The sequence below is a fragment of the Rhizobium sp. C104 genome (assembly GCF_022354505.1).
Classification (GTDB): Bacteria; Pseudomonadota; Alphaproteobacteria; order Rhizobiales; family Rhizobiaceae; genus Rhizobium; species Rhizobium redzepovicii.
In genome coordinates, this window is the sequence record NZ_CP092348.1 from 4,523,694 (window position 1) to 4,541,038 (window position 17,345).

Here is a 17,345-nt window from a genome sequence, read left to right on the forward strand (position 1 = left end):
TTCACCCGAACCGTTTGAGGTTGGCCGCACCGGCAACCGGCAGGTCGAAGGCGAGCGCGCTGCCGATCTCGTGCGGCGGCAGGCGTGCATCGATCTCGGCCTTGATGGGCCCAAGCGGCGTATCAAGGAGATATTCGCGGGTATTGCCGGCGAAAGAGGTGCCGCGCACGGTGCCCTGGAATGGACCGGAGCCAAGGTTCACCATGCGCGGACGCCAGGCGAGGCCCGCCCCGGCGTCTGCGACCGGAGCGGAAAGCGCGACTGGGCCGTTCGGCGTCGCAAGCTTTCCATCCTTCAGCGCAAAGACATTCTCGAAGCCGACGAAATCGGCGACGAAGGCGGAGGCGGGATGATTGTAGATCTCCTCAGGCGTACCGATCTGCTCAATGCCGCCGTTCAGCATGACGACGATGCGGTCGGCGAGCGCCAAAGCCTCCACCTGATCGTGAGTCACGAAGATCATGGTGACCCCGGTTTCCTTCTGGACGCGCTGCAATTCGGCGCGCATTTCGAGGCGTAGCCGGGCATCGAGATTGGAGAGCGGCTCGTCAAGCAGCAGCACTTTCGGCTCCATCACCATTGAGCGGGCGAGGGCCACACGCTGCTGCTGGCCGCCGGAGAGTTCGGCCGGCTTGCGGCTCGCGAAGGCGGCGAGGCCGACGGATTTGAGGCCAGCGCCGACGCGGGCGTCGAGATCGGCGCCCGAGATGCCTTTGAGACGCAGGCCGAAAGCGACATTCTCATGGACCGTCAGATGCGGGAAAAGCGCGTAGGACTGGAAGACGAGGCCGACGGCGCGTTTGTTGGCTGAGACGCGGGTGATATCGGCGCCGTCGAGGCGGATGCGGCCGGAGGCAGGCGTCAGCAGGCCGGCGATGGCGCGCATCGTTGTCGTCTTGCCGCAGCCCGAGGGGCCGAGCAGCGCCACCAGTTCGCCCTTGCCGATCGCGAGGTCGAGATTTCCGACCGCAACCGTATCGCCATAGGCAAGCGTCAGCTTGTCGAGTTGAAGATAGGCATCAGACATAACGCGAGAATCCCAGGAAACGTTCGGCGAGGAAGACGATGCCGATGGAGAGAAAGGCGAGAAGGGCGGAGAGCGCCGCAATGGACGGGTCGTAGGTGGTTTCCATGTAGCCGAGCATGTCGACCGGCAGCGTCCTGACGCCGGGACCGGAAAGGAAGAGGGAGACAGGCACCTGGTTGAAGCTGGTAACAAAGCCGAGGATGAAGGCTGCAAGAATGCCGCCGCGGATATTCGGTATCACCACGCGGAAGAAGGCGCCGAGCCTGGAGGAGCCGAGCAGGACGGCGGCCTCCTCGATATCCGAGCGCAGATTGTCGAGGCTCGCCGAGACGACGCGCACGGCATAGGGCAGTACAAGGGCGGTATGGGCAAAGAAGAGCGCGAGCGTGATGTTGAAGCCGAAGGGCACGACGAGATAACGCAGCAGCGCCAGGCCGACGATGATGCCGGGCACGATGATCGGCAGCGAGACGACGGTGCGGACGGTTTCGGCCGCCGGCAGCCGGTAGCGCGACAGGGCATAGGCGGCCGGGATGCCGAGGACGAGGGCTGCGAGCGTCCCGAAGACGGCAAGGAACATCGACATGGCGAAGCTGTCGCGGAAACTCTCGACGGTGAACACCTTCATCACCCAGCGCAGCGACAGTCCTTGCGGCGGGAAGGCCAGCGTATCGCCTGCCGACAGCGACGCGGCGATGATGATCAGGAAGGGACCGATCAGAAAGACCAACAGCAGGAAAAGCACAATGGGCGAAAACAGGCGCAGGGTCATCGGCGGCTCCTTGCCGTCGCAAGCCGTTTCAGCAGGATGTTGGCCGCAAAGCTCATGATGATCAGGATGAAGGCGATGACGCTGGCCGAGACGAAATCATTGGCGACGGAAACCTGCTGATACAGCAGCGTTTCCAACATCAGCACCTTGGAGCCGCCGAGCACGGCAGGGGTGATATAGGCGGTCAGCGATCCGGTGAAGACAAGCGTGCCGCCGACGACGAGGCCTTCCCTGGTCAGCGGCAGGATGACTTTCCAAAAGACCTGGAACCAGTTGGCGCCGAGCACGCGGGCAGCGGGAATCGCATCCTTCGGCATGTTCTCGAGCGCACTGATCAAGGAGAGGATCATCAGCGGCAGAAAGAGCTGCAGGAGGCCGATGAACACGGCGGTCTCGGTGAACAGCAGCCGCAGCGGCTCGCCGCTGAGGCCGAGGCCCGTTATCGCCTGGTTGACGATGCCGGTGCGGCCGAGAATGACGATCCAGGCATAGGTGCGCGCCACCGGCGAGATCATCAGCGGCAGGGTGATGAGGCCGATCATGCGACCCTTGCCAGTCGGCGGCAGGTTCACAATAGCAAAGGCTGCGGCATAACCGATGACCGCCGAGACGGCGGTGACTTCGAGGCCGAGCCGGAAGCTGCGCAGGAAAACGGTGCGGTTCAGCGTCTCGGAGAAGAAACCGGCATAGGCCGACAGTGTCCAGGCGCCGCCGGCACGGAAGCCCTCCGACAGCAAGACTGCGACGGGCAGCAGGAAGACCACGGTCGCGAAGACGGCTGCCGGCAAGGCCAGCGCCATGGCTTCTGCGCGGTTCTGGAACATGAGGCGCCTTTCGAGCGGACAGAGGATGGTCCCGGCAGGGCGCCGGGACCGGTTCTCACGCAGGCCTTACTGGCCGACCTTGTCGTTCCATGACTTCAGCCAGCCGGCGCGGTTGTCGAGTGCGACGGCCGAAGGGATCAGCTTGAGGCTCTTGGCCGTTTCTTCGCCATAGGTGAGGTTGTTGGCGGCGGCTTCGGAAAGCTTGACCTCGCTGTTTGCTGGACTGTCGACCAGCTTTTCGGCGAGTTTGGTCTGGATGTCGGTCGAAAGCCAGAAATCCATGAACTGCAAGGCGAGATCCTGGTTCTTCGAACCTTTCGTCAGCACCAGCACATTCATGCCGCCGGTCTGACCCTCTTTCGGCGTTGCCCAGGCGACTGGAACGTCGAGCTTGGTAAAGCCTGCCCAGGAGAAACGGCCGATCGGCGCTGCCCAAATCTCCTCCTGCTGCATCAGCTGTACGAGCTGCGAGGATTTTTCGTAGAAGGTGACGATGTCGTCCTTCTTCTCGCCCAGCGCCTCGATCGGACCCTTCAGATCGGGCGTGTCCTTTCCGAGCGCCTGGCCCAGCATGTAGAGCGCCGGCGGCCCCTGGTTGGTCGTCACGTTCGGAAAGGCGACGTGGCCGACATATTCCGGCTTCAGGAGATCGGCCCAGGAGTCGATCTTCATCCTGTCGGAACGATAGGCGATCGAGGTGGCATAGAAAGTGTAACCGACGCTCATGCCGTCGCCGTTCGGATCCTTGGCGACGTCGTAGAGCTTGGCGAAATTGGCGAGCTTAGCGGTGTCGACCTTGTCGATCAGGCTTGCACGGGAGGCAGCCAGTGCATCGGCCATGGAAACGGCGGCGAGGTCGACGACGGGATTGGCCTTGTTCGCTTCCATCTTGGCCAGACGCTCGACGCTATTGCCTGTCTCGACCACGAGCTTGCAGCCGCATTTGGCTTCGAAGGGATCATAGACCAGAGTTTTGAAATCGTCTTGTGCAAAAGCATAGACCGAGATGGTCAATGTGCGGTCCGCTGCTGTTGCTCCGAACGGAGATAGGGCGGCGAGTGCTGCCGAGGCAATGAGCGCTTTTTTCATCTTACATGTTCTCCATCTCTGAGGTTTTTTGTGCCGGGTCCGCAAGGCCGGGATGATTGGCGGACGATCAGCTGCATGGGGACACGGTCGACCTCGGCGGTCACGAGCATGCCCTGCCGGATGCTGCTCGCCCTTATGGTATCCACCAGTGCCGACACGGCAATCCCGGCAATAGCGTCCATGTCCATACGAACCGTCGTCAACGACGGCGTAACGACCGGCGACCAGATGAGATCGTCGAAGCCGGTGACGCTGACATCGGCGGGAATGTTGACGCCGGCCTGCTGCAACTCTGTCAGCGCCCGTAGCGCCTGCAGGTCGGAGAGGGCTGCGAAGGCGGTGAAACCCTGCCTGACTTTTTCGGCGAGACCGAGCGGGCAGCCGCTGCCGCTATCCCGCTCGAGCCTGTCGATCCACAGTGTTTCCGCATGCATGTCCGGGCGCATGCTGGAGCGGATGCCATCGGCGCGGTCGTTCTGGACGCTGGATTCCTGATTGTTGCCGATGATGAGGATGCGGCGATGGCCAAGGCCGGCGAGATGGCTGGCGATTTCGCTGCCCCCTGCCAATGGTCGGCAGCAACTGTGTTGCCTGACGTCGATGGGGTATCGATGACGGCGACAGGACAGACGGCCGAAGAGATGCGGGTGGCGCGGCGGGGAATGACGACCATGCCGTCGACGCCGCGCTCGACCAGCCGATTGATCGCCTCGGTCTGGGTGGCGACCTCGCCGCGGGAATCGGCGATCAGCACGCCGTAACCGGCGGCAGAGGCGGCGAATTCGATCGCCTGGGCGATCTTTGGGAACAGCGGATTGGCGATATCGGGCAGCACCAGGCCGAGAACGCCGCTGCGGCCGGTCCGGAGCGCCCGCCCGGCCTGGCTCGGGACATAACCGAGCTCGGCGGCATGCTCGCGAATCCTTTCGACCAGTTGGCCGGAGACGCGGCCCTTGCCTGATAGCGCATTGGAGACGGTGGCGACGGAGACGCCGAGAGACGTCGCTATCCTGCTGAGGTTCGGTCCCGAACGCGATGAAGCCATGATCGACGGCGCTCTGATTAATCGTTTAATCAGAGCTTTACCTCAGCTCTTTTCGCTTGTCGATTCCCAATTCATCTTATTGCGCATTATCCGCGATACAAACTCGGCCGATATGAAAAAAGCCCCGCGAGACGATCGCGGGGCTGTGTATGTCCAGACGGCACAAGGCAGCCGATCAGGTCTTGGCCGGCTTTACCACGACAGTGGTGTTGGCTACGGTCGTCTTGCCGCCGGGGGCATAGCCGCCGCCGACCGCGATGTTGAGGGAGACATAGTCCTTGGCCATCTGCTGAACTGCCTGGGCAAGGCTTGCCTGGGCGAGCGAAACCTGGCGCTGCGCGTCGAGAACGTCGAGCAACGAAGAGGCGCCGTCCTTGTAAGATGCAGTCGACAGTTCGAGGGTTTCCTGCGTGGTCTTCACCTGGGCCTGGAGTGCCGAGACCGTGCGGGCGTCACGCCGGACAGCGGCTAGCGCGTTCTCAACCTGCTCGACGGAGGTCAGCACCGTCGATTTCCAGTTGAGGTAGGCGGTCGCGGCGTCGGACTGTGCAGACTTGACGTTGGCGCGCAGGCGGCCGCCATCGAAGATCGGCAGGTTGAGGGTCGGACCGAAGGACCAAGGCGTCAGGCCGCCATGGATGCCGCGCTGGTTGATGTAGGACGGCGAGATCGAACCGCTGAGCGAGATGCTCGGATAAAGCTGTGCCTGGGCAACACCGATATTGGCCGTTGCCGCGGCGAGATCGCGCTCCGCGACGCGAACGTCGGGACGGTTGCGGATCAGGTCTGCCGGGATGCCGGAGTTGATGCCGCCCCGGAATACGGGCTGTCCATGACCCTTCAGCAATTCGTCGACGAGGGCCGAGGCCGGCAGGCCGAGCAACGTGGCAATGTGATGGGCTGATATGCGGATGTTGGTTTCGAGGCCGGGAATTTCGGCGAGCGTCGATTGTACCAGGCCTTCGGCCTGGACGACGTCAAGACGCGAGGCGGCGCCGGCTTCAAGCTGGAATTTGGTGAGCTCGTAGGTTTCCTGACGCGACTTCAGGTTGGCTCTCGAGAGCGCCAGGCGCTGTTGATAGTAGCGAACGTCGATATAGCTCGAGACGAGATCCTGCACCAGGGTCAGCTTGGCGACATCGGCGGATGCGTAGGCGGAATCGAGCGAAGCAAGCGCGCTCTCGGTGCTGCGCTTGTAGAGGCCGAAGAGATCGAGCAACCAGCTCAGCTGGACGTCGCCGGCACTGGTGTTGCGCGTGTCGAACTGCGTGCGCAGCTCGCCCTTCTGGCCGCTGATCGTGTGCGAGCCGCCGACCGTCAGGTTCGGCAGGGCGCCGGCACCGGCGGTGGTGACGTTGGCGGAGGCCGCATTGATGCGCTCGATCGCCTGCTGGACAGTTAGGTTCTGATCGAGGCCGGCCTTGACATAGCCATTCAGTTTGGGGTCGTTGAAGGCGGTCCACCAGGCGGCAGTAGCAACATCGCCTACACTCTTCGTTCCGCCCTCTCCGAATTTAGCGGGCAGCGGCATCTCAGGAGGAACATGATCCGGGCCAACAACGCAGCCCGACAACAATAACAATAATGCCGGTGTAGCGGCAAAACGAAGAGATACCATTCATTTCATCCTGTACTCGAGCAAGTCAATTCTTGTCCGAAGCTTCATGCTTCACTATCGGCCGCCGCGCCTCGTTTTACCAAAAACACCATTCCGAAGCAGTCGGGCGCAATGTAGCAACGCCGACAGCATTATCACAGTGCATTTATATCACACTCCTGCCGCATTTTTGCCGCCTGTGGCAAAGATGCGTCGGATGACGACGAAAAACGACGGCACGAAGAAAATTCCGAGCATCGTCGCCGCCAGCATGCCGCCGAGAACGCCGATACCGATGGCGTTCTGTGCCGCCGAACCCGCGCCTGTCGCGATCGCCAGCGGCACAACGCCGAGAATGAAAGCAAGCGAGGTCATGATGATCGGCCGCAGGCGCAATCTCGCCGCTTCCAATGTCGCCTCGTAGAGCCCCATGCCGCTTTCCATGCGGTCCTTGGCGAACTCGACGATCAGGATCGCGTTCTTCGCCGCCAGCCCGATGGTCGTCAGCAGGCCGACTTTGAAATAGACATCGTTCGCCTGACCGAAGAGCGTTGCTGCCGTCAGCGCTCCGAGAATGCCGACGGGCACCGCCATGATCACCGAGAAGGGAATCGACCAGCTTTCGTAAAGTGCTGCCAGGCAAAGGAAGACGACCAAAACGGAGATCGCATAGAGCATCGGCGCCTGTGACCCGGAAAGGCGCTCCTGATAGGAAATGCCCTGCCATGCGACCGTATACCCGCCGCCGAGCTGTTCGGTCAGCGCTTCCATCTGGTTCATCGCATCGCCGGACGACACTCCGGGAGCCGAAGCCCCGTCGAGCGGGATGGCGCTGACGGCGTTGAAGCGGGCAAGCGAGGGCGCACCCTTCACCCATTCCGTCTTGGTAAAGGCGGAGAAGGGCACCATTTCGCCGTCGTTGTTGCGCGCATACCAGTGGTTGAGGTCATCGGGCTGCATGCGGAAGGGGGCATCGCCCTCGACGTAGACCGGTTTGATTTCGCCGTTCAGGGTGAAGTCGTTGACGTCGCGGCCGGTGAAGATGATCGACAGCATCGAATTGACCGAGGCGATGTCGACGCCCATGGCGCCGATCTTCTCCTGATCGAGCACGATTCGCATCTGCGGCTCGACTTCCTTGTTGCTGGTGCGCAGCGCCACGATCTTGCCCGAGGTGTTGCCCATCTGAATCAGCCGCTTGGAGGCGGCTGTCAAGGCGTCATTGCCGTGGCCACCGGTATCGACGAGATACATGGAGAAGCCGCTCGATACGCCAAGACCCTGGATCGCCGGCGGCAGGAGGGCGAAAACCTGCGCCTCGCGGATCGCAAAGAAATTGCCGAGCGCACGGTTGACGACCGATTGGGCGCTGAGCTTGGGATCGGTGCGTTTTGCGAAATCCTTGAGCTTGGTGAAGACGATGGCGCTGTTCTGGCCGGATCCGTTGAAGCCGAAGCCGAGCGCGCCGAACACGGATTCGACCGCGTCCTTCTCGTTTTCACGGTAATATTTCTCGACCTTCTCGACCACTGCCTGGGTCTGCTGGGTGGTCGAGCCCGGCGGCGTGGTGACGATCGTCAGCAGCACGCCCTGGTCTTCCTGCGGCAGGAAGGAGCTCGGCAGGCGGGTGAAGAGATAGGCGCAGCCGGCGCCGACGAGCAGGAAGACCACCATGACGCGGATCGGCCGTTTCAACAGATAGCCGATGGCGCCGATATAACCGTTGGTCGAGCGCGTGAAGTTGCGGTTGAACCAGTCGCCGACACGGTGCTTCCTGTGTTCGCCGACCGGTTTCAGCATCGTGGCGCAAAGGGCCGGCGTCAGCACGAGCGCGACGAGCGCCGACAGCAGCATGGCCGAGACGATGGTGATCGAGAACTGGCGATAGATAATGCCGGTCGAACCGCCGAAGAAGGCCATCGGAATGAATACGGCGGTCAATACGAGCGCGATGCCGACAATGGCGCCGGTGATCTCGCCCATCGATTTTTCCGTCGCCTCGATCGGCGAGAGCTTCTCTTCGGACATGATGCGTTCGACGTTTTCGACGACGACGATAGCGTCGTCGACGAGAAGGCCGATCGCCAGCACCATGGCGAACATTGTCAAGGTATTGATCGAGTAGCCGGTGACCGCCAGCACCCCGAAGGTGCCGAGCAGCACCACAGGAACGGCAATCGTCGGGATCAGCGTCGCCCGCAGGTTCTGCAGGAAGATGAGAAGGACGACGAAAACGAGCACTATCGCTTCGATCAGCGTGTGCACGACCTTTTCGATCGACAGCTCGACGAAGGGCGTCGTGTCGTAGGGATAGGTGATCTCCACACCTGGCGGCAGGCCGCGGCCGATAACATCGAGCGCCGAGCGCACGCGGGCGGCGGTATCGATGGCGTTGGCGCCAATCGCGAGATTGACGGCAAAACCGGTCGAGGGCTGGCCGTTGTAACGCGAATTGCCGCCATAGCTTTCCTGGCCGATCTCGATGCGCGAGACGTCGCTCAAGCGGACCGTCGCGCCATCCTTCTCGACCTTCAGGATGATGTGCTCAAAATCGGCGACGGTGGTCAGCTGGCTTTGCGCGGTGATGGTGACGTTTATCTGCTGGCCGGGAATGGCCGGCTGGGCGCCGAGCGAACCGACGGAAACCTGGGTGTTCTGCGCCTGGATGGCCGCGGTGACGTCGCTGGGCGTCAACTGATATTTCAGCAGCTTGAAGGGATCGAGCCAGACGCGCATGGCATATCCCGAACCGAAAACGTTGATGCTGCCGACGCCTTCCAGGCGCTGGATCTGATCCTCGATCGAGGTCGACAGAATGTTGCCGAGGTCGACCGAGTTGCGCTTGCCGTCGGTGGAAACCAGCGAGCCGACCAGAAGGATGCTCGAGGTCGAGCGGGTGACGCTGATGCCGGCATCGATGACGTCGCTCGGAAGCTGCGACTGAACCAGCTGCAGCTTGTTCTGCACCTGCACCTGGGCGATATCCGGGTCGGCGCTCGTTCCGAAGGTCAGCTGGATGCTGGCCGAACCTGTCGACGAGGTCGAGGTCATGTAGGTCAGGTCGTCGAGGCCGGTCATGCCATCCTCGATGATCGTCGTCACCGATTTCTCGACGGTCTCGGCACTCGCACCCCGATAGGTGGCGTTGATGCGGACCGTCGTCGGAGCGATGTCGGGATATTGCGAGATCGACAGCGTGAAGATCGCCAGCAGGCCGGCGAGCATGATGGTGATCGCAATGACCCAGGCGAAAATCGGACGTCGGATGAAAAACTTGGCCATCGGTTGTTCCTGTGCGGCTGAACGGTGACGTCGGGGGCTCGAAGCGATTAATTCGCTGCGGGCTTCTGCGCGTCACCGGCCGCGGGCTGATCGGCAGCCACGACCACGCCGTTGTCGGTGATCTTCATCGGGACCGGTTTCACCGGCATGCCTGACGTGATCGATTGCAGACCGCTGACGATCAGCTGATCACCGTCCTTGATGCCTTCGGTCACGAGCCAGGAATTGTTGGAGGGCGAGCTGTTTCGAAAGCACGGGTCTCGACCTTGCCCTCGGCCGAAACGAACTGCGCCGTCAGCCGGCCGTTGGCGTCGCGGCTCGTTGCCAACTGCGGCAGCGCATAACCGTTCTCCGCGCCGAGTTCGACGGTCGCCCGGACATACATGCCGGGCAGCACGACCCGGTCGGGATTGGGAAAGAGCACGCGGATGATGAAGGTGCCCGTGGTCTCACTGACCACCTGCTTCGACATGTCGAGCTTGCCCTGCTGGTTGTATTCCTTGCCGTCTTCGAGGATCAGGTGGAAGACGACATTGGCTGCACCCTTGATGTCGCCGGCGGCCATCGCATCGCGCAGCTTCAAGAGGTTGGTGCTCGATTCCGTCAGCGAAATATAGATCGGATCGAGCTGGCGGATCGTCGTCAGCGCCGTCGTCTGATTGGCCGAGACGACGTTGCCGACATTATAGGCGGTCTGGTCGATGATGCCGTCGAAGGGCGCGATGATCCTGGTGTGGTCGAGATCAATCTGCGCGGCGGACAGTGCGGCCTTCGCCGACTCGACTTCGGCCTTGGCCTGAAGCAGCGTCGTCTTGGCGGTTTCGAATTCGATCTGAGTGGCGCCGCTGCCGACGAGGCGCTGGTAGCGGTCGAGATTGCTTTCAGCGCTCGGCACACTCGCCTCGGCCTTGGAGATCGCCGCCTTGGCCTGCTCAACGGCAGCAATATAGGGCGCATCCTCGATCTGGTAGAGAAGGTCGCCCTTCTTGATCTCGCCACCTTCCTTGAAGGCGATCTCGCGGATGAGGCCGCTCACCTGCGGCCGGATATCGGCCGTCTGGAAGGTCTCGGCGCGGCCGGGAAGGATAGTGGTGACCGGAAAACTACCCTTATTCAGCGTGATCACGCCGACCGGCGAGGCCGGCTGGGCCGCGCCTGCGTTGCCGGCAGGCTTGCTGGCGTTGTCGCTGCAGGCTGCGAGCAACACGCCGAGCGCCAGCGCCGAGGAGATGAGAAGGGCACGCCGTATCATTCTGAATTTCCTGTGCGGTGGCAATTGCGGTTCGATCCACGGGCTCGGCACGGGCCGAGCGCAGGCTTGTAAAAGCGTCAGGATTGATCTGGCTGCAAATGCCTTTATCCGAATTTAACAAAAGCTTTACGAAGTGACGTAAGTCAGCAATCATCACTTAGCAAGCGTTATTTTGCAGTGCGGCATCGACAAAGCCGACGATGTCCTCGGCGCGATGCACCAGAGTTTCCTTGTCGTCGCGGGCAATCAGGATCGGGTGCAGGACGCAGGCCAGGAGGTCTGCGACCGTGCGTGCCGCGCGCTCGGGATCGCGGCACTGATAGCGTCCCTCCGCGATACCCTCTCGGATGATTTCGTCCAGCTTCAACTCGATTCGGGCGCGATAACGGTTGCCGGCCTCGAGTTTTGCCTCGATCGTCGAAAGCACCATTTCGAAGATGTAGGGATTTTTGTGGATGTCCTGCAGATGGCCTTCCAGCAGGCGCAGGACGAAGCGGAGCAATTGCTCCTTCGGGGGCAGGTTCTGGTCGAAGGCTGCGAAACGCTCGGTAGCATTGTCGAGATGGCGTCCGGCGATCGCATCGACCAGGGCGACTTTGGTATGGAAATGCTTGAAGACATTGGCGGGCGACATGTGCAGCGCGCCGGCGATATCGGCGATCGACACCGCGAGATAGCCGCGCTGACGAAACAGCATCTCCGCCATCGAGAGAATGTCCTCCCGCGTTTCCTCGGCCTTGCGTCTCGGCCTTCTTGCCATCCGTCCCCCGCCGGGCCAGGCCCGATCCTTCTGGCTGATGTTAGCGCGATTGCACGAAATGCCGCAAGCCGATGATCGGCCGGAGGCTTTCGCGCGCTGCCATCTCAGGGGAAGTGGGGGGCGAGGTTCTGCCGGATGCGGGCAAGCGGTGTCTCGCCGCTATCGTCGGGAACAAAGTGCTCGCCGGTGATCGCCTCATAGGCCCTGATATAAACAGCCGAGGTCTGTTCGATCAGTCCGGTGGGAATCTCGGGGATCTCATCCTTATATGGGTCGCAGCGCTCCGCCACCCAGGCGCGGACGAAATCCTTGTCGAAACTTTCCGGACGTTTTCCGGCGGCAAAACTGGCCGGATAGCTTTCGGCAAGCCAGTAGCGGCTGCTGTCAGGCGTGTGGATCTCGTCGGCGAGGATGATGTTGTCGTCGCCGTCGGTGCCGAATTCATACTTGGTGTCGACGAGGATCAGGCCGCGTTTGGCCGCCATCTCCTGGCCGCGGGCGAAGAGCGCGAGCGCGTATCGCGACAGTGTCTCCCACTGCTCCTTGGTCAGAAGGCCGCGGCTGACGATTTCGGCAGGCGTCAGCGGCTCGTCATGGCCGCCGTCGAATTCCTTGCTGGTCGGGGTGATGACCGGTTCGGGCAGGATCTGGTTGTCGCGCATGCCGTCCGGCAGGCGCATGCCGTACATCTCGCGCTCACCCTTCTTATAGAGCGTCAGGATCGACGTGCCGGTGGTGCCGGCGAGATAACCGCGCACGACAATTTCGACCGGCAGAATGTCTAGCCGCTTGCCGATGACGACATTGGCATCGGGATAGTCGAGGACATGGTTCGGGCAGATGTCCTTCGTCGCCTCGAACCAGTAGCGTGCCGTCTGCGTCAGCACCTGGCCCTTATAAGGAATACAGGTGAGGATGCGGTCGAAAGCGCTCAGCCGGTCGGTGCTGATGATGATGCGGCGTCCGTCCGGCAGATCGTAATTCTCGCGCACCTTGCCGCGATAGTAGTTCGGCAGTTCCGGGAAATGGGCTTCGGAGAGAATTCGCACGGCGCTCGACTGTCCTTGTGATTGGGGGAAGGCTTCCTGCTCTACTGCAAAATTCCTCAAATCGGAATCGATTTAAGAAATTATGCAGCACTCAAAGTGCTACAGCGTTCTTTGCTTGTCTGAAAGACACTCGGCGCTGTAGTCATTGCCGGGAAGTCAAGGTGGCCCAACTATCGCATCAGAGCCAGAACAGGGCCAGGAGAAACAAAGCGAGGCCGTAGCTTGTGACGGCAAGCGGCCAGCCGGCGCGCAGGAAGTCACTGAAGCGGTAGCCGCCGATGCCCATTGCCAGTGTGTTGTTGTGATGGCCGAAGGGTGTCAGAAAATCCAGTGAGGCGCCGACGGCGACGGCAATCAGATAGGCGTCCGGCGCATGGCTGCCGGCTTTGGCGAATTCCAGTGCGATCGGGGCCAGGACGATCGCAACCGTCGCGTTGTTGACGAAGGGCGTCAGCGCCATGGCGAGGAAGAGGATGAGGGCGATGCCGAAGAGCGGCCGGCTGACCGGCACGACGAGACTCAGCCAGCCGGCGATCGTTTCGGCCGCCCCGGTCGTTGCCACCGCCTGGCCGATTGGGATCATCGCTGCCAGCATGATGATGATCGGCCAGTTGAGATCGGCCATCGCCTGGCGGATGTTCAGGTGATTGAGCAAGGCGAGCACGAGCACGACAGCGGCAAAGGCGATGTCGGGAGGCAACCCGGCCGCAGAGGCGGCTACGCCGCAGACAAAGAGCGCGAAGGGCCGCCAGGAGAGGACGGCCGGTTCGGCCGGGGCTGTCGGGGCGAGCGGCAGGCACTCGCTTTCTTCCAGCGCTTCGGCGATTGCCGTTCGCGGCCCTTCCAGTGTCAATATATCGCCGATCGATAGTTGCAGGTCGATGAAACGGCCTTCGATGCGCGGCGCGCGCATGGAAAGAGCGGTGACTGCGACGCCGCGGCTTTGGAACACTTCAAGCGAGCGGACGCGCGAACCGACCAGCGTGCTTTCCGGCATGACGACGGCTTCGACACGGGAAAAATCCGGCTGGAGGCCATGCGGATGGGCATCGGCGATCAGCGCCTGGGTGGCGGCTAGCCCGGCAAAAACCGCATCGGCGCCTTCGGCAAGCAGCACGTCGCCGGCTGAAATGACTGACTGATCGAGCGGACCGAAGACGAAATTGTCGCCGCGGATGAGCGCGTGCGGTTTAATGCCGAAACCCGCCGGACAATCGGAAAGCCGGATGCCGATCAGCGGCGAAATGTCGGGAATGCGGCGCTCGACGACGATGCGGCGCGTGCCTAGGGAGATCGCTGCCGGCGTTTCGTCAGGTTCAGGAAAGAGACGCTGGATGCGAAAGGCGATAAGCAGAATGCCGGCGATTGCAACCGGCAGGCCGACATAGGCGAAATCGAAGAAGTGAAAGCCTGCTCCGGTCGCCTTGGCGAGCGCGTCGCTGACGAGCAGGTTGGCCGGCGTGCCGATCAGCGAAACGAGACCGCCGAGCAACGCCGCAAACGAGAGCGGCATGACGAGCTTGGCGGCGAGGGATCGTCAGCGCCATGCCGAGCCGCAGCGCCACCGGCAGGCTGATTGCAAAGGCGCCGATATTGTTCATGAAGATAGAAATGAAGCCGGCAAGCGAGGAAGCGCCGGCGATGACCTTGAAGCTCGAAGGCCTGGCGGCGGCGAAACGGGCGGCGAGATTGTCGAAGAGCCCGGCGCGCGCCAGCACCTGGACGATCAGCAGGATCTCGACGACGGTGATGACAACGGGACTGGCAAAGCCGGTGAAGATGTGGTCGGCGGGATAAAGTCCGAGCGAATAGCCGGCGAGCAGGCCAGCGATCGAAATCACCTCGATGCGGATGCGATCGAAAGAGAAGAGAACGAGCATCGCCAGCAGGAGGATCAGCAGGGATGCTTGCTCGAACGTCATGCGTGGATCCGGTGTTTCATCGATTGGGCAGACTGTAATCGTTCCTCCTGCGCTGTACAGAGGTGCCCTCGGGCAAAGATTGACCAATCCTCATGTATCGCCTCAGGCGGGTGTCTGCCACCGGCCTGCGGCGTTCCGCTCCAATATGGGCGTTGTGAAGACGCCGACGGTGCGTGCGATCCATCGCGGGCCGGCGGCAGCAAGGCTTTCGCGCCAGCGCTGCGACTGCAGCATGGCCGCGCCGATGACGACCGGTTCGATGCCGCAGACCTCGAGCAGATCAAGAGCCGCGACGATCGAGGCGCCGCTGGAAATGACGTCGTCGATCAGAGCGACGCGCCGTCCGGCAAGCAGCGGCAGCATGCGCGGATCGATATAAAGGCGCTTCTGCTGTGTCGGCGTGGTGATCGAGGACAGGGGGACGGAAAGCTCGTCGCGGTACCAGAATTTGCGCGAGGTGCCGAGCGGAACATAACGGCTGTGGCCGAGCTTCTGCGCAACGGCGGCGGCAAGCGTCAGGCCGAGCGTTGGCAGGCCGGCGACGACGTCGATGCGCATGGGCCGGATCTTTTCGGCGAGGCTTTCGGTGAGCACATCGAGCACGGCGAAGCTCGCCTGGTTGATGATCAGCGAGGCGAGAGCGTGATCGCCGTCCGCCAGCACGCGGATCGGCAGGCGAACCTGACGGCCGTCTTCCAGGACGGCGACGTAGAAGGAGGCGAATTCGCCGTCGACGGCAAAGGTCTCGGGCGGATGAACCTCCTGCCAGAAATCGTGCGGCGCCATATCCCTTTGATTAGTCAATTGCGTCTCGCCTTCTCGATCCCGGTTTTCCGGCGCAACGACTGTAACTCCGCCTCGGTCAGCGCGCGCACGGCGCCTTTCGGCAGTTCGCCGAGCTCGAGCCTGCCGATCGCAACGCGCACGAGGCGCAGGCATTCGGTCCCGAGCGCCTCCAGCATGCGGCGGATCTGGCGGTTGCGGCCCTCGTCGAGCTCGACCTCGATCCATGAATTCCGGTCGCCCTGGCGGAGGCGCCGCGCGGCGGTTGCCGTCAGCAGTTCGCCGTCGTGGCGGATGCCCGATGTCATGGCGGCAATGCCCTCATCGTCCATGATCCGGTCTATCTGGACATGATAGGTCTTCGTCACGTGGGTGACCGGATCGAGAAGGATCTGGGCGAATTCCGTGTCATTGGTGAACAGCAGCAGCCCCTCGCTCGCCTTGTCGAGCCGGCCGACCGGAGAGAGATGCGGGATGTCGAAATCCCTCAGGCAATCATAGACCGTCGGCCTGCCTTCGGGATCGTCGCGGGTGGTGACGAGCCCGCGGGGCTTGTTAAGCATCAGATAGATTTTCGCTTCGGCGGCAATGACGAGGCCGTCGACACTGATCTTGGCGGTAGCAAGGTCGACCCAGGCGGAGATATCGCTGACGGTGCGGCCGTCGACGGCAACGCGGCTCTCGGCAATCAGCCGTTCGGCCTGGGTGCGGGAGCAATAACCAAGTTTGGAAAGGGCGCGGGGGAGGGTGACACGCTTGGCCGCGGCGCCGACGGCGGGCTTTGTCCGCTCACGCGTCTTATGCGATGGGCGCCGTTCCCTCATCTGCTGTCCTTATACTGCCTCGATGCCTTCTCTTGGCATGAACGGCGCAAGGATGCCAGCAAGGCAAAGAAAAAGTGGGCAGAAGAGACGCGTTAAAAAACGCCAGCGCTTTGGTGGAAGCGCTGTTACGGCATGGCAGACTTGCGCTGGTTCAGCGGCAGGCCATAAAGCCGGCAAGTTCCTTGCGGCTGACAACGATACCCGCGGCGGCCTTGACCGGGTCCGGATGCGTATACGACAGACTTGGCATTTCGGGCAGGTCGAGTGCCTGGCGCATGTTCATGATGCCGACCGCGTAACGGCCGTTAACGCCATCGACGCTGACTTCAATGATGCAATTGGCCCTCTTGTTTTCCATGTTGTCCTCCCTGTCGTTTTTTATGTTCCCATCAATCGCATTAAAAATTGGTTTTTCTAAGACATAAGCATTTACGCACCCTGCCGAAAAACGGATCGGCGGGTGCGTAAAAATATGATTTTTCAGCGGATGCGGCGGAGCCTTACCGCCACCAATGGCGAGGCTCCGGCTGCGAACTGCCGGACAGCAGATAGCCGGCGAGGAATCCAATAGCGCCTGCAAGCACCAGCGCAGTGGTCGCTGCGGTCGGGTGTTCGCGGGCGGCGCCGGCAGCAGCTGACCCTTCGGCTCTGATCTGGGCGACGGCTTTCTTAGCGCGGGGCAGGGCCTCGTCATAAGCCTTGCCGGCGCGGCCGCGCACTTCGTAATAGGCTTCGGCGCCTTGAGCGGAAATCATCTTCTGCAGGCGCGAGACTTCCTGCTGGAGTGCGGTAATGTCCTTGCTGACAGATGCTCTGATATCATCGGTGTTGGCAGCCATATCGGTCTCCTTCCTTCAATGGGAAAGACAACACCTAAGACGGCGATAGGTTCCGAAATGTCTGCCGTTGATTTGTGACGGAAATTTAAAGCTCGCGGCGGGAAGCAGTTTAATCCTCCATTAACCATAAATCCGCTCAAGCCGCTGTTTTCTCGTTATCTTTCGGTGGCCGGGGGCGCCTTTTCGAGGGATTTTTGACCAACTGATAAAGGAATTTTCGGGAATCCGTCCCGAAAGGGTGCCCTGTGGATAATATCGACCGACAAAAACGCCAGCTGAA

The 17,345-nt window shown here is 61.8% G+C and carries 12 protein-coding genes and 3 pseudogenes; all 15 read right to left on the reverse strand.

Features of this window, described 5'->3' with window-relative positions; genetic code table 11:
* Nucleotide 1: 1 nt before the first annotated feature.
* Complete coding sequence (locus tag MF410_RS23270; protein WP_097629281.1) at nt 2–1,027, reverse strand: ABC transporter ATP-binding protein; 1,026 nt, start codon at nt 1,025–1,027, stop codon at nt 2–4.
* Nucleotides 1,020–1,799: an ABC transporter permease gene (locus MF410_RS23275; RefSeq protein ID WP_097629282.1), complete on the reverse strand. Its 780-nt coding sequence runs from the start codon at nt 1,797–1,799 to the stop codon at nt 1,020–1,022. Before MF410_RS23275 ends, MF410_RS23270 begins: the two co-directional genes overlap by 8 nt.
* Nucleotides 1,796–2,623 carry an ABC transporter permease gene (locus MF410_RS23280; RefSeq protein WP_097629283.1) on the reverse strand — a complete coding sequence of 276 codons (828 nt, stop codon included), beginning with the start codon at nt 2,621–2,623 and terminating at the stop codon, nt 1,796–1,798. Before MF410_RS23280 ends, MF410_RS23275 begins: the two co-directional genes overlap by 4 nt.
* A gap of 66 nt (nt 2,624–2,689) precedes the next feature.
* A complete protein-coding gene (locus MF410_RS23285) occupies nt 2,690–3,712 on the reverse strand; it encodes an ABC transporter substrate-binding protein (protein ID WP_239620087.1) in 1,023 nt (340 codons plus the stop codon).
* A 1-nt stretch (nt 3,713) separates the two neighbouring features.
* Nucleotides 3,714–4,757 (reverse strand): annotated as a pseudogene (locus tag MF410_RS23290) (LacI family DNA-binding transcriptional regulator).
* 175 nt (nt 4,758–4,932) lie between these two features.
* Nucleotides 4,933–6,375 carry an efflux transporter outer membrane subunit gene (locus MF410_RS23295; RefSeq protein WP_097629285.1) on the reverse strand — a complete coding sequence of 481 codons (1,443 nt, stop codon included), beginning with the start codon at nt 6,373–6,375 and terminating at the stop codon, nt 4,933–4,935.
* A gap of 150 nt (nt 6,376–6,525) precedes the next feature.
* A complete protein-coding gene (locus MF410_RS23300; RefSeq protein WP_097629286.1) occupies nt 6,526–9,636 on the reverse strand; it encodes an efflux RND transporter permease subunit in 3,111 nt (1,036 codons plus the stop codon).
* 47 nt (nt 9,637–9,683) lie between these two features.
* Nucleotides 9,684–10,888 (reverse strand): annotated as a pseudogene (locus tag MF410_RS23305) (efflux RND transporter periplasmic adaptor subunit).
* Nucleotides 10,889–11,045: 157 nt separating this feature from the next.
* Nucleotides 11,046–11,648 (reverse strand): TetR family transcriptional regulator, encoded by a 603-nt coding sequence (locus MF410_RS23310; RefSeq protein ID WP_097629288.1) that lies wholly within the window; start codon nt 11,646–11,648, stop codon nt 11,046–11,048.
* Between the two features lie 104 nt (nt 11,649–11,752).
* Nucleotides 11,753–12,697 (reverse strand): phosphoribosylaminoimidazolesuccinocarboxamide synthase, encoded by a 945-nt coding sequence (locus MF410_RS23315; protein WP_097629289.1) that lies wholly within the window; start codon nt 12,695–12,697, stop codon nt 11,753–11,755.
* A 178-nt stretch (nt 12,698–12,875) separates the two neighbouring features.
* Nucleotides 12,876–14,619, reverse strand: a pseudogene (locus MF410_RS23320) (SLC13 family permease).
* 102 nt (nt 14,620–14,721) lie between these two features.
* The gene (locus MF410_RS23325; protein ID WP_275593020.1) at nt 14,722–15,423 is read right to left on the reverse strand and encodes a phosphoribosyltransferase; all 702 of its coding nucleotides are present in this window, start codon (nt 15,421–15,423) and stop codon (nt 14,722–14,724) included.
* Nucleotides 15,420–16,226, reverse strand: a complete 807-nt coding sequence (locus MF410_RS23330; protein ID WP_097629292.1) for a pseudouridine synthase — start codon at nt 16,224–16,226, stop codon at nt 15,420–15,422. The genes MF410_RS23325 and MF410_RS23330 overlap by 4 nt, the downstream gene beginning before the upstream one ends.
* Nucleotides 16,227–16,377: 151 nt before the next feature.
* Nucleotides 16,378–16,584 (reverse strand): hypothetical protein, encoded by a 207-nt coding sequence (locus MF410_RS23335; protein ID WP_003590425.1) that lies wholly within the window; start codon nt 16,582–16,584, stop codon nt 16,378–16,380.
* A gap of 142 nt (nt 16,585–16,726) precedes the next feature.
* A complete protein-coding gene (locus MF410_RS23340; protein WP_097629293.1) occupies nt 16,727–17,065 on the reverse strand; it encodes a hypothetical protein in 339 nt (112 codons plus the stop codon).
* Nucleotides 17,066–17,345: the final 280 nt, after the last annotated feature.